13 protein-coding genes and 1 pseudogene are annotated in these 11,901 nt (G+C 63.7%); 9 read left to right on the forward strand and 5 right to left on the reverse strand.

The window, feature by feature from the left end:
* The first annotated feature begins 40 nt into the window (after positions 1-40).
* The 5 genes from cobS to EJ077_RS04195 all read left to right on the forward strand — a co-directional run bounded on the left by cobS (position 41) and on the right by EJ077_RS04195 (position 4,937).
* Complete coding sequence (gene cobS, locus EJ077_RS04175) at positions 41-1,027, forward strand: cobaltochelatase subunit CobS (RefSeq protein WP_127276014.1); 987 nt, start codon at positions 41-43, stop codon at positions 1,025-1,027.
* An 11-nt stretch (positions 1,028-1,038) separates the two neighbouring features.
* The gene (gene cobT / locus EJ077_RS04180) at positions 1,039-2,937 is read left to right on the forward strand and encodes a cobaltochelatase subunit CobT (RefSeq protein ID WP_208699861.1); all 1,899 of its coding nucleotides are present in this window, start codon (positions 1,039-1,041) and stop codon (positions 2,935-2,937) included.
* A complete protein-coding gene (locus EJ077_RS04185) occupies positions 2,934-3,962 on the forward strand; it encodes an esterase-like activity of phytase family protein (RefSeq protein WP_208699863.1) in 1,029 nt (342 codons plus the stop codon). The genes cobT and EJ077_RS04185 overlap by 4 nt, the downstream gene beginning before the upstream one ends.
* Positions 3,963-4,075: 113 nt before the next feature.
* Positions 4,076-4,456: an ArsR/SmtB family transcription factor gene (locus EJ077_RS04190; protein WP_208699865.1), complete on the forward strand. Its 381-nt coding sequence runs from the start codon at positions 4,076-4,078 to the stop codon at positions 4,454-4,456.
* Positions 4,371-4,937: an SRPBCC family protein gene (locus tag EJ077_RS04195; RefSeq protein WP_245458630.1), complete on the forward strand. Its 567-nt coding sequence runs from the start codon at positions 4,371-4,373 to the stop codon at positions 4,935-4,937. Before EJ077_RS04190 ends, EJ077_RS04195 begins: the two co-directional genes overlap by 86 nt.
* Positions 4,938-5,090: 153 nt before the next feature.
* On the opposite strand, the pseudogene EJ077_RS04200 reads toward EJ077_RS04195, so the two are convergent.
* The 3 genes and pseudogenes from EJ077_RS04200 to rpmB form a co-directional block, all read right to left on the reverse strand.
* A pseudogene (locus EJ077_RS04200) lies at positions 5,091-5,764 on the reverse strand (spermidine synthase).
* 3 nt (positions 5,765-5,767) lie between these two features.
* Complete coding sequence (locus EJ077_RS04205; RefSeq protein WP_208699867.1) at positions 5,768-6,451, reverse strand: queuosine precursor transporter; 684 nt, start codon at positions 6,449-6,451, stop codon at positions 5,768-5,770.
* Between the two features lie 168 nt (positions 6,452-6,619).
* The gene (rpmB, locus tag EJ077_RS04210; RefSeq protein ID WP_010911765.1) at positions 6,620-6,916 is read right to left on the reverse strand and encodes a 50S ribosomal protein L28; all 297 of its coding nucleotides are present in this window, start codon (positions 6,914-6,916) and stop codon (positions 6,620-6,622) included.
* A 260-nt stretch (positions 6,917-7,176) separates the two neighbouring features.
* Here rpmB and EJ077_RS04215 point away from each other — a divergent pair, with 260 nt between their 5' ends.
* The 3 genes from EJ077_RS04215 to EJ077_RS04225 are packed head-to-tail and all read left to right on the forward strand — an operon-like array spanning position 7,177 to position 9,616.
* On the forward strand, positions 7,177-7,965 hold the full coding sequence (locus tag EJ077_RS04215; protein ID WP_208699869.1) for a DUF3108 domain-containing protein: 789 nt from the start codon (positions 7,177-7,179) through the stop codon (positions 7,963-7,965).
* Between the two features lie 44 nt (positions 7,966-8,009).
* Complete coding sequence (locus EJ077_RS04220) at positions 8,010-8,945, forward strand: DMT family transporter (protein WP_208699871.1); 936 nt, start codon at positions 8,010-8,012, stop codon at positions 8,943-8,945.
* Positions 8,942-9,616, forward strand: coding sequence for a lysoplasmalogenase (locus EJ077_RS04225; RefSeq protein WP_208699873.1), 675 nt, complete (start codon positions 8,942-8,944; stop codon positions 9,614-9,616). The genes EJ077_RS04220 and EJ077_RS04225 overlap by 4 nt, the downstream gene beginning before the upstream one ends.
* Here EJ077_RS04225 and EJ077_RS04230 read toward each other — a convergent pair.
* Positions 9,591-10,031 carry a cupin domain-containing protein gene (locus tag EJ077_RS04230; RefSeq protein ID WP_208699875.1) on the reverse strand — a complete coding sequence of 147 codons (441 nt, stop codon included), beginning with the start codon at positions 10,029-10,031 and terminating at the stop codon, positions 9,591-9,593. The two genes, EJ077_RS04225 and EJ077_RS04230, sit on opposite strands and share 26 nt — an antisense overlap.
* A 22-nt stretch (positions 10,032-10,053) precedes the next feature.
* Positions 10,054-10,821: a hydroxyacylglutathione hydrolase gene (gene gloB / locus EJ077_RS04235; protein WP_208699877.1), complete on the reverse strand. Its 768-nt coding sequence runs from the start codon at positions 10,819-10,821 to the stop codon at positions 10,054-10,056.
* A 260-nt stretch (positions 10,822-11,081) separates the two neighbouring features.
* Here gloB and EJ077_RS04240 point away from each other — a divergent pair, with 260 nt between their 5' ends.
* Positions 11,082-11,870, forward strand: coding sequence for a class I SAM-dependent methyltransferase (locus tag EJ077_RS04240; protein ID WP_208699879.1), 789 nt, complete (start codon positions 11,082-11,084; stop codon positions 11,868-11,870).
* The last annotated feature ends 31 nt before the right edge of the window (positions 11,871-11,901 follow it).

Below are 11,901 nucleotides of genomic sequence, written 5' to 3' on the forward strand. Positions count from 1 at the left end.
GGCGAAACGCGACGTTTCGCTTGTGGAGACGTTTAGAGATATGAACAAGGTCGATCGCGATATCGCCAACCTGCCCGACACGACGGTGTCGGTGAAGGAGAAATTCGGCTTCGAGTCCAAGATGGTGGTGCCGGCCTATTCGGTGACATCAGAGCATGTGCCCGACATCGATCCCGACTATCTGTTTGACAAGGCGACGACCTTGGCGATCCTCGCCGGCTTTGCCTACAACCGCCGCGTCATGGTGTCGGGCTATCACGGCACCGGCAAGTCGACCCATATCGAACAGGTCGCCGCCCGCCTCAACTGGCCCTGCGTGCGCGTCAACCTCGACAGCCATGTCAGCCGTATCGACCTCGTCGGCAAGGATGCGATCGTGGTCAAGGACGGTTTGCAGATCACCGAATTCCGCGACGGCATCCTGCCCTGGGCCTATCAACACAATGTCGCCCTGTGCTTCGACGAATACGATGCCGGCCGTCCCGACGTGATGTTCGTCATCCAGCGCGTGCTGGAATCGTCTGGCCGCCTGACGCTGCTCGACCAGAGCCGGGTCATCCGCCCGCATCCGGCGTTCCGGCTGTTCTCGACCGCCAACACGGTCGGTCTGGGCGACACGACCGGCCTCTATCACGGCACCCAGCAGATCAACCAGGCGCAGATGGACCGCTGGTCGATCGTCACCACGCTGAACTATCTGCCGCACGACAATGAAGTGAACATCGTGCTGGCCAAGGCCAAGCACTATCGCGACACCAAGGGCAAGGACATCGTCAACAAGATGGTGCGCGTCGCCGACATGACGCGCTCGGCCTTCATCAATGGCGACCTGTCGACGGTGATGAGCCCGCGTACCGTCATCACCTGGGCAGAGAATGCCGAGATCTTCGGCGATGTGGGCATGGCCTTCCGGCTGACCTTCCTCAACAAGTGCGACGAACTGGAACGTTCGGTGGTTGCCGAGTTCTACCAGCGCGCCTTCGGGCAGGATCTGCCCGAGAGCGCGGCCAACGTGGTGCTGGGCTAAGCAGAGCCTCGATGGCGGGTCCGGGCGACAATACGCGCAACAAGTCGAAGACGGGGTCTGAAGCCGACAGCTTCAAGCGCGCCGTCACGGTCTGCATGCGCGCCATCGCCGGCGACAAGGAGATGGAAGTCGGCTTCGCCAAGGACAGGCCGGCGCTGGCCGGCAGCCGCGCGCGGCTTCCCGAATTGCCCAAGAAGGCATCGAAGGCCGACATCGCGATCACCCGCGGGCTCGGCGATTCCATGGCGCTGAAGCGCGCCTGCCACGACGTGCGCATCCACAGCAAGCTGGCGCCCGAAGGCAAGGCAGCCCGCGCCATCTACGATGCGGTCGAGCAGGCCCGCGTCGAGGCGATCGGCAGCCGCGCCATGCAAGGCGTCGCCGACAATATCGGCTCGATGCTGGAGGACAAATACGCCAAGGCCAACCTCGTCGACGTCAAGGACAAGGCCGATGCGCCCATCGAGGAAGCGCTGGCGCTCATGGTGCGCGAAAAGCTGACCGGCCGGCCGGTGCCGAAGAGCGGCGAGCGGCTGGTCGAACTCTGGCGGCCGTGGGTCGAGGAGAAGGCCAAGGCCGATCTCGACGGCCTGTCGGAAAAGCTCGAGGACCAGCAGGCCTTCGCCCGCGTCGTGCGCGAGATGCTCGCCTCCATGGAAATGGCCGAGGAACTCGGCGATGACCAGGAGACCGAAGACTCCGAGGACAATGACGACAACCAGCCGCAAGGCGAGGAACAGAGCGAGGAGGGCGGGGAAGACGATTCCGGCTCCGAGCAGTCGCAATCCGAGGACGCCGACGCATCGGCGGACGACGAGCAGTCGGCGGAGACCGAAGCCTCCGACGCGACGGCCGATGATCTGTCGGATGACGACGATGCCGATGCCGAGACCCCCGGCGAGGCGCGCCGCAACGACAATCCCTTCACCAATCTGCCGAAGGAAATCGACTACAAGGTTTACACATCAGCTTTCGACGAGACGGTCGGCGCCGAGGAACTCTGCGAAGAGGAAGAGCTCGACCGGCTGCGCGCCTTTCTCGACAAGCAGCTGGCCAATCTGTCGGGCGTCGTCGGACGGCTCGCCAACCGGCTGCAGCGCCGCCTGATGGCGCAGCAGAACCGGTCCTGGGATTTCGACCTGGAAGAGGGCTATCTCGACCCGGCGCGGCTGGTGCGCGTGGTCATCGATCCGATGCAGCCGCTGTCGTTCAAGCAGGAACGCGATACCAAATTCCGCGACACGGTGGTGACGCTGGTGCTCGACAATTCCGGCTCGATGCGCGGCCGGCCGATCACGGTCGCCGCCACCTGCGCCGACATTCTGGCGCGCACGCTGGAGCGCTGCGGCGTCTCGGTCGAGATACTCGGCTTCACCACGCGGGCCTGGAAGGGCGGACAGGCCCGCGAGAAATGGCTGAAGGACGGCAAGCCGCCGAACCCCGGTCGCCTCAACGATCTGCGTCACATCATCTACAAGTCGGCCGACCATCCGTGGCGGCGGGCACGGCGCAATCTCGGCCTCATGATGCGCGAAGGCCTGCTCAAGGAAAATATCGACGGCGAGGCGCTCTTGTGGGCGCACAATCGGCTGATTGCCCGGCCCGAACAGCGCAAGATCCTGATGATGATCTCGGACGGCGCGCCCGTCGACGACTCCACGCTGTCGGTCAATCCGGGCAATTATCTCGAGCGCCATCTGCGCGCCGTCATCGAACTGATCGAGACACGTTCGCCGGTAGAGCTGCTGGCCATCGGCATCGGCCATGACGTCACGCGCTATTACAGGCGCGCCGTCACCATCGTCGATGCCGAGGAACTGGCCGGCGCCATGACCGAGCAACTGGCTTCGCTGTTTGCCGAGGAAAGCGCGAAGGATACGCGTCGCGGCGGCATGCGGCGCGCCGGATGATCTTTTCCCGAGGCGGGTTTCGGCGCACGCTTTTCGCCGCCTTCGCCTTGCTTGCCGGCATGGCTTCGGCGCCAGCCGGTTCGGCCGGCCCGGCCCCGGTCGAGCCTGTCGCGGTCTCGGCCCGCCCGATCACCGAATTCCACATTGGCCGTACCGACAAGCAGTTTGGCCAGCTCGAATTCGTCGGCGGGCTGGAAATGACCTCGCCATCACGTGATTTCGGGGCGTTGTCGGCCTTCCGGTTTCTGAAAGCCGGCAGTGATTTCATCGGTGTGGCCGACACCGGTTGCTGGTTCTTCGGCTCGGTGGTCCGCGACGCTGACAAGCGACCCGTTGGCATCCAGAATTTTCGCATGCAGCAGATGGTCGACCAGAACGGCCAGCCGATCGACGAGAAATGGGAAGTCGACGCCGAAGGCCTCGCGGTCAAGGACGGCATCGCCACCGTGGGTTTCGAGCGCAACCATCGCGTCGCCCAGTTCAAAATTGACCCGGACAATATGAAGGGGTCGTTCCGGCAGCTGGATTTCCTGGTGCCGGCACGAGAGTTGCGGCAGAATCGCGGCTTCGAGACCGTCACCCATGCCAATGCCAACGGCCAGCATCAGGGCGGTCTGGTCGTGGTCTCGGAGAAGAGCCTCGACAAGTCCGGCAACATCTACGCCGCCATCATCGAAGGGCCGCACAAGGGCGTCTTCACCGTCAAGCGCAACGACGATTTCGACATCACCGATGGCGCCTTCCTGCCGGATGGCGATCTTTTGCTGCTGGAGCGCAGTTTCACCATGGCGGGCGGCCTCAAGATGCGGCTGCGGCGCATTTATGGAGAGGGCGTCGAGAAGGGCGCCGTCGCCGACGGGCCGGTGCTGCTGCAAGCCGACATGGGCTACCAGATCGACAATATGGAAGGGCTCGACGTCTGGGCCCGCGATGACGGCGCGCTGATGGTGTCGCTGATCTCCGACGATAACCACTCGATCCTGCAGCGCAATCTCTACCTGGAATTCATTCTGCACCAGGATTGAGCGGCATTCAGCCTGCTTGAAGTGGGGGCGACCGTCCATCACTCGATCTAGGCTGATCAAAACACTTTAGTGCCGACTTGACTATTCGCGCGATCAGCGCAATACTCAAGTCCATGCTTAACCATTCCAAGATCGACAGCATCCTTCGCGCTCTTGTCGAGCCCACGCGCCGGCAGATCCTGGAACGGTTGAGCAACGGACCGGCCACTGTCAGCCAGCTGGCGGAGCCGTTCGGCATGACCTTCGCCGCCGTGCTGCAGCATCTCCAGGCGTTGGAGGCCTGCGGGCTGATCCGCAGTGAAAAGATCGGGCGGGTGCGCACCTGCCGGATCGAACCGGGCGGGCTCGCCCCGCTCGCCGACTGGATTGCCGAACGCCGCATACCGGCGGAACGCCATCTCGACCGTCTTGGCCAGATTCTGGCCGAGCCAGACCCATCCCCAAAAGGCCAATCCCCCGAAAATCAGGACCAGGAAAAGGACGAACAGCAATGAACCAGATAGCCCCGTCAAGGACGAGCATTCCGTCATCCATTCCACCTTCACCATCGAGCGGACCTATCCGCAATCGCCGTCGCGTGTCTTCCATGCCTTCGCCGACAAGGCGACGGTGCGGCGCTGGCGTATCGAAGGCGATGGTTTTGCCATCGCCGAGTTCAGCTTCGACTTTCGTGTCGGCGGCGGCGAGGTGTCTCGTTTCAGCTATGGCGGCGGCCCGGAGGTCAGGCTCGACGCGCAATTCCAGGACATCGTCCCCGACCAGCGCATCGTGTTTTCCTACAGAATGGCGGTCGGACCGCAGCCCATGTCGGCATCCCTGACCACCGTGGAGCTGACGCCTTCCGGCGACGGCACAAGGCTGACCTATACCGAGCAGGGCGCCTTCTTCGATGGTGTCGATTCCGCCAAGGGGCGGGAGGAGGGAACACGCGGGCTGCTGGAGGCCCTTGCCGCGGAGCTGCAGAAGTCGAACTAGAGCAGTTCCAGGAAAAGTGCGTAGCGGTTTTGCGTCCGGAGTTGCGTAAAACAAGAAGTTAGAGCGGGTCAGAGATTCTATCAAACTCTGCACCGCTCTAAGTCCCGCTGAACATCGTCTGAGGCCAACCCGCCGTCCGACCTTACGTCGGAATCATCGGCCGTTGGTGGCGATCCAGATGACATGGCGCGCGCCGCGCTTGCCGTTGGCGCGCGTGTTGACCGCCTCAACGGCAAAGCCTGCCTGTTTCAGCCGCCGCGTGAAGCCGGCATCCGGGCCTTGCGACCACACCGCCAGCACGCCGCCCGGCTTGAGGGTGGTACGCGAGGCGCCGAGCCCTGCCAGGCTGTAGAGGGCGTCATTGCCCTTGTGGACGATGCCTTCGGGCCATTGTCGACATCGAGCAGGATCGCGTCCCAGGCTGCAGACTCGGACCGTATCAACTGGCCGACATCGGCCTCGCGGATGGTGACGCGGGGATCATCGAGCGAGCCGGTGAAAATCTCGGCCATCGGGCCGCGCGCCCAGGCGACGACGGCCGGCATCAGTTCCGCGACAACGATTTCGGCATTGTTGCCCAGTTCGGCGAGAGCAGCGCGCAGCGTAAAACCCATGCCAAGTCCGCCGATCAATACCCTCGGCTGAAGATGGCCCGCGATCCTCTGGCAGGACAGTCTCGCCAGCGCCTCCTCGGAGCCGCTGAGGCGACTGTTCATCAACTCGTTGGTGCCGAGCATGATCGAGAATTCGGAACCGCGCCGTTTCAGCCGCAGTTCCTGTTGGCCATCAGGCGTTTTCGCGGAGTCTAGCTGGATCCAGGGAATCACGACTTAGGCCGCGGCAACGGCCGGCTGGCTCCAGCGGGCGGCGAGGAGCCGGTAGGGGATCAGTGCCACGACAGCGATGATCAGTTTCACGCTGAGGTCGCCGAGCGCCCAGGACACCCAACGCATGGCCTCGACATGAAACACGCCCATCAACGGCGCGCTTTCCAGCGCGAAGCTGTCGCTTGGGCCGGCGAAGGCAAAGGCGGCCGAAAAGGCCACGCCGAAGAACACGATGGTGTCGAACACCGATCCGACCAGCGTGCCGATGATCGGCGCCCGCCACCAGCTCTGCCGGCGCAGCCGGTTGAACACGGTGACGTCGAGCAGCTGCGCGGTCAGGAACGCGGCGCCCGAAGCGGCCGCGATGCGCACCAGCCGGTCGGCCGACGTCTCGAATTCGATGAAGCCATGGCGAAACAGGAAGGGCGGGATCAGGATCGAGCACACCACTGCCGTCATGAAGCCGACAAAGACGATCCGGCGCGCCACGGCAGGTCCGTAGCGGCGGTTGGCGAGGTCGGTGACCAGGAAGGAGAAGGGATAGGTGAACGCGCCCCAGGTCAAAACGTCGGCGAGCGACAGGCCGCCAATCTGGCCCTGCATGGGAAACTGCACGAGGATGTTTGATGCCACGACGACGAGCGCCATGGCGGCCACGAAAGGCAGGTATCGCGAAAAGGAAGACATTTTTTATCCTGGGTAATGGAACCAGCGGAGCATCATGCCGATCGGGCTATGCTCGCTTCGTAGTTGAGCATCGGACTGTCGAGCCTTGCGGGTCTATCCGATGCTCAGTGGCCAACAAGAGGTTGGCCAGAGACCAACAAGAGGTTGGCCGGGGCGGTCGTCCTGATGTTACGCAGCGACCTGCTCGGCGAGCTTCTTGGCGATCTGCTTCTTCAGCAGGCGCGCGCGCTGCGACAGTTCCTTGACGTCGGCCTTGGCCAGGAAAGCGTCAAGACCGCCACGATGTTCGACCGAACGCAGCGCGTTGGCCGAGATGCGCAGGCGCACGTTCTGGTTCAGCGCTTCCGAAATCAGCGTCACATTGACGAGGTTCGGCAGGAAGCGACGCTTGGTCTTGTTGTTGGCGTGGCTCACATTGTTGCCGGTCTGGACTGCCTTGGCAGTGAGTTCGCAGGTGCGGGACATGGGTTCTAACCTTCAGTTCTTTCGTGACCTGCCAAACATTCAAGCCCACGCCGGGTGGCGCGCGGTTCTGGTCAGGCGGCCTTATGGAAAAAGTTGGCGTTCCATAGTTGCATTTCACCGGTGCGTCAAGCTCCGGCTTCGCCACGGAACCGCCCGGCATTTCATATTAAGGCCGGATTTCACCCTATAAGCGGTCTCATAGGGACATGCCAGACCGGAGTCGCCCGCCTCCGGCCGAAAATCAAGGATCCGATCCCGCCATGCCTCATTCGTCTCACGCGCTTGCCGCCGCGCTTGCCATTGCCTTGCCGTCCGCCGCGTCGGCTGCGTCGCCGCAATCCTTCAAGGGCGAATATACGGTGTCGTTCCTGGGTCTCTCGATCGCCAGATCGACTTTCTCCAGCAGCTATCAGAATGGCGTTTATGCGATCAATGGCACCGTCTCCGCAGCGGGTCTGGCCAAGCTGTTCGACGACACGCGTGGCACGATCTCGTCCAAGGGTACGATCTCCGGGCAGAAGATGGTGCCGCAGGCATTCCGTGCCGATTACACTTCCGGCAAGAAGGCATCCTCGATCGACATTCGCTTTGCCAATGGCAACGTGACGTCGACGCAGGTCATCCCCGCGCCGGGCAAGCGCGACCCCAAGGCCTGGGTGCCGCTCGGTGCCGGCGATCTGGCATCGGTACTCGATCCGATGGCCGCCACCGTCATCCATGCCGACAGTCTCGACCAGGTCTGCGGCCGCAAGGTCAAGTTCTATGATGGCGAGATGCGCGCCGACCTGACGCTGACCTACGCCTCGAAAGGAACGATCTCGGTTCCGGGCTACAAGGGCGACACCGTCACCTGCCAGATGGGTTTCGAGCCGGTGGCAGGCTATCGCAAGGGCCGCAAGGCGCTCAATTATCTCAAGAACAAAAGCCGCATGATGGTGACGTTTGCGCCGCTGGGCCAAACCGGCGTATATGCGCCGATCCACGCCACGGTCGGAACGCAGATCGGTACCTTGACCATCAGCGCCGGACGTTTCGAAGCGGTACAATAAGGCAGGCCACCGGCGACAGAATGGGGCGCGCCACTGGAGACAAAATGGGGCGCGCAACACTGATCGGCTTTTCAGCGGTCGCCATGTGGGCGTCGCTGGCGTTGTTGACGGACGCGTCCGGCAAGGTGCCGCCATTCCTGTTGTCGGCGATCACTTTCTCGATCGGCACGGTCGTGGGGCTAGTCGCACGGCTGTTCATGCCGGCTGCCGGCAAAAGCCAGAGGATACCGCCGCAGGTGTGGCTGATCGGCATTGCCGGCCTGTTCGGCTACCACTTCTTCTACTTTACCGCGCTGCGCAACGCGCCGGCGGTGGAGGCGAGCCTGATTGCTTATCTCTGGCCACTGCTGATCGTGCTCGGCTCGGCACTGATGCCGGGCGAAAAACTGGCGTGGAATCATGTCGTCGGCGCGCTGCTCGGCCTTGCCGGCACCGTGCTGATCGTCACCAAGGGTGGCGGCCTGGCCTTCGATGCGCGCTACGCCTTCGGCTATGCCATGGCCGCCGTCTGCGCCCTGCTATGGTCGTCCTATTCACTGCTGTCGCGACGCTTCCCGTCGGTGCCGACCAGCATCGTCACCTGGTTCTGCGCGGCAACCGCCGTGCTGTCGCTCGCCTGCCACCTGGCGCTGGAACAAACTGTGCTGCCTGAAGGTGCCGGCCAGTGGCTGGCCGTGCTAGGGCTCGGCCTGATGCCGGTGGGCGCGGCCTTCTATGCCTGGGACATCGGCGTCAAGCGCGGCAACATCCAGGTGCTCGGCGCGGCAAGCTATGCGGCGCCCCTTTTGTCGACGCTGGTGCTGATCGGGGCTGGCGTCGCCGAGCCATCGTTGCGCATTCTGGCCGCCTGCGTACTCATCACCGGCGGCGCGGCGCTGGCGGCAAAGTCGCTGTTTCTGCGCAAGCCGACGGCGACCGAGCGCGGAGCCAGGGCATCCGAAGGCGGAGCCGGGGCATCCGAAGACGGAGCCAGGGCATGACGATGCCGTTTGCCGGCGGCATCGACGCCAACGCCAATGCAACTCTGATCTTTTCGATGGTGGCGGCGGTGATCTATGCCTTCACATCAGGCATGCCGCCGACGCTGGCCCGCTCGGCGGCAAAGACGCTCGCCGTGGCCATGCTCGCCGCACTCGCCGCAATACAGGACGGCCCACTGCTGCTGGTCGCCGCCCTCGCGCTGAGTGCGATCGGCGACGCCTTCCTGTCGCGCGACGGGGAAAAGGCATTTCTCGGCGGGCTGGCGAGCTTTCTTGTCGCCCACATCGTCTATGTCGCGCTGTTCCTGCGTAGCGGTGGCGGATTGGAGTTGCTTTCCGCCGAATCCTGGCGGGGCGCGATTGCACTGGCCATGGCGGTGTTCGCGATCGTGATGCTGGCAGCGCTTTGGCGCCGTGTCGGCCCCGGCCTGCGTATCCCGATCGCCGTCTATGTCCTTGCGATCCTGGCGATGGGCATGTCGGCGCTTACGACAAACAGTATCTGGGTGATCGGCGGCGCCGTGCTGTTCATGGCATCGGACGGGCTGCTTGCCACGGAGAAATTCCTGGTAGCCGCCATCTCGTCGCATCGCGCCTGGATGCGCCTCGCCGTCTGGGTGCTGTACTACGCCGCACAGCTCGCCACTACCCTGGGTTTCCTGCTGGGTTAGGCTGCCAGCCCGGCTCGGCCAGTTCGAAGGCCGCGAAATCGAAACCCGCCGCGACGGTACAGCCGACCAGCGTCCACTCGCCCAGGCTGCGCGCCGATTGCCACCAGCCTGCCGGCACGACGATTTGCGGCCGTTCGCCCGCCGTGAGGTCGATGCCGAGGACCTGCTCGATAATGGCGCCGCCTTCTTCCCACATCGACAGCGCCAACGGCGCGCCGGCATGGAAATGCCAGACCTCTGCGGCATCCTTGACCCGATGCCAGGCCGAAAGCTGGTGCTGTTCCAGCAGAAAATAGATTGCGGTCGAATGGCCGCGCGCACCGCCGGCTTCGTCGCGAAAGGTTTCCGCATACCAGCCGCCTTCCGGATGCGGCTTCAGTGCGAGCGTTGCTATGATTTGCGCGGAACTGGTCATGGGCAGGAAGCTCGCATGGCGCTCAGAAATTGTCCTTGCGCTTGCGGATCTCGGCGAAGACCTCGGCATCCCCGGCCCTTTCCATGCCCAGATGCTTGCGGATCGCCGGATCGTGCCAGCGCAGGAAGGGATTGGTCGACAGTTCCTCGCCGATCGTCGTCGGCAGTGTCGGCTTGTTGTCGACCCGCAGCGCCTCGATCCGCGCGGCGCGTTCCTTCAATGCCGAATTGGTGGGGTCGACGCTCAGCGCGAAACGGGCATTGGCAAGCGTGTATTCGTGGCCGCAATAGATTGTCGTCTCGGCCGGAAGGGCTGCGAGCTTCTTCAGCGATTCGTACATGACCGGCGGCTTGCATTCGAAGAGCCGCCCACACCCAAGCGCGAACAGCGTATCCGCGGTGAACGCCACTTTCGATTCCGGCAGGTGGTAGGAAACATGGCCGGCGGTATGCCCGGGCGTGGCGATCACCTCGATGCGCTCATCGCCGAGATGAAGGACGGAGCCTTCTTCGACCGTTTCGTCGATGCCAGGGATTTTCGCCTTCTCCGCCTCCGGGCCGACGATGCGCAGCTTGAAGCGCTCCTTCAGCGCCAGGTTGGCCTCGACGTGATCCATATGATGATGCGTGGTCAGGATCATCGTCGGCGTCCAGCCGGTGCGCTTGATGGCGGCCAGGATCGGCGCTTCCTCGGGCGCGTCGATGATCGCGGTCTGGCCGCTTTTGGGGTCATGCACCAGCACGCCGAAATTGTCGGTGCGGCACATGAACTGTTCGATTTCGACCGGCATCGCGTCTCTCCATTAGAGCGCCGTGCGTCCCAGTTGGACGCACAAAGGACGCTCTAACATTTTTTAGCTGTTGCATCGGCCCGAAATCGAAACCGATTTCGGGCCGATGCAGTATCGCCGCAGACATAAGGCGCCGCTGCGCGAATGTCATCCCGGGTGACAAAGCGAATAGTCATCCTCGGATGTCAAAATGACATCCGCCGCGCCGACCACTTGGGCCTTTTGTTGAATCCGGCCGATATCACGGCTACATCCCTGACATGCATTCCGACATCGTCGACCTTCGCTCCTTCTATTCGACAACGCTCGGCCGGTTCGCCGAGCGCTCGATCACCATGGCGCTGTCGTCGATATGGGCCGCGGTGCCCAATGAGCGGCTGGTCGGCCTCGGCTACACCTTGCCCTGGCTGGAACGCTTCGGCTCCGATGCCGAGCGGGTCTTCGCCTTCATGCCGGCTACCCAGGGCGCCGTGGTCTGGCCGGCCACCGGGCCGACGGCTACGGCACTGGTCTTCGACGAGGAACTGCCGCTGGTCGATTCCTGCATCGACCGCATGCTGCTCGTCCATTCGCTCGAACATGTCGAGAATCCGCGCGAAACGCTGAACGAGATCTGGCGGGTGCTGTCGCCGGCGGGGCGCGTCGTCATCGTGGTACCCAACCGGCGCGGTGTCTGGGCGCGCTTCGAACATACGCCGTTCGGCAACGGGCGGCCTTTCTCACGCGGGCAGCTCACCGAATTGCTGCGCGAGGCGAATTTCACGCCGGCCGCCTGGTCCGATGCCCTGTTCTTCCCGCCGTCGCGGCGGCACTTCATGATGCGCTTCCACAATGTGCTGGAGCGTGCCGGGCGGCGGCTGTGGCCGATCTTCTCCGGCGTCATTGTGGTGGAAGCGCAGAAGCGGCTTTACCAAGGCGTGCCGGCGGCCCAGCGCGCATCTCGCCGCGTCTTCGTCCCGGTGCTGTCGCCCCATGGCGCGACGCGGCTCGGCCGCCGGGCAGAGGGAAGGGGTGCGGCGTCGTCGGCTCGGCAAGTGACACCTTCGTGACCGCGATGAAACTTGCATCGCGCGGCATCTT

Source organism: Mesorhizobium sp. M8A.F.Ca.ET.057.01.1.1 (assembly GCF_003952565.1).
Taxonomy (GTDB): Bacteria; Pseudomonadota; Alphaproteobacteria; order Rhizobiales; family Rhizobiaceae; genus Mesorhizobium.

Excerpts from the sequence above, each read along its gene's own strand:
- cobS (WP_127276014.1), top strand. The coding sequence starts at position 41 with ATGAACAAGGTCGATCGCGATATCGCCAACCTGCCCGACACGACGGTG.
- cobT (WP_208699861.1), top strand. The coding sequence starts at position 1,039 with ATGGCGGGTCCGGGCGACAATACGCGCAACAAGTCGAAGACGGGGTCT.
- EJ077_RS04185 (WP_208699863.1), top strand. The coding sequence starts at position 2,934 with ATGATCTTTTCCCGAGGCGGGTTTCGGCGCACGCTTTTCGCCGCCTTC.
- EJ077_RS04190 (WP_208699865.1), top strand. The coding sequence starts at position 4,076 with ATGCTTAACCATTCCAAGATCGACAGCATCCTTCGCGCTCTTGTCGAG.
- EJ077_RS04205 (WP_208699867.1), bottom strand. The coding sequence starts at position 6,451 with ATGTCTTCCTTTTCGCGATACCTGCCTTTCGTGGCCGCCATGGCGCTC.
- rpmB (WP_010911765.1), bottom strand. The coding sequence starts at position 6,916 with ATGTCCCGCACCTGCGAACTCACTGCCAAGGCAGTCCAGACCGGCAAC.
- EJ077_RS04215 (WP_208699869.1), top strand. The coding sequence starts at position 7,177 with ATGCCTCATTCGTCTCACGCGCTTGCCGCCGCGCTTGCCATTGCCTTG.
- EJ077_RS04220 (WP_208699871.1), top strand. The coding sequence starts at position 8,010 with ATGGGGCGCGCAACACTGATCGGCTTTTCAGCGGTCGCCATGTGGGCG.
- EJ077_RS04225 (WP_208699873.1), top strand. The coding sequence starts at position 8,942 with ATGACGATGCCGTTTGCCGGCGGCATCGACGCCAACGCCAATGCAACT.
- EJ077_RS04230 (WP_208699875.1), bottom strand. The coding sequence starts at position 10,031 with ATGACCAGTTCCGCGCAAATCATAGCAACGCTCGCACTGAAGCCGCAT.
- gloB (WP_208699877.1), bottom strand. The coding sequence starts at position 10,821 with ATGCCGGTCGAAATCGAACAGTTCATGTGCCGCACCGACAATTTCGGC.
- EJ077_RS04240 (WP_208699879.1), top strand. The coding sequence starts at position 11,082 with ATGCATTCCGACATCGTCGACCTTCGCTCCTTCTATTCGACAACGCTC.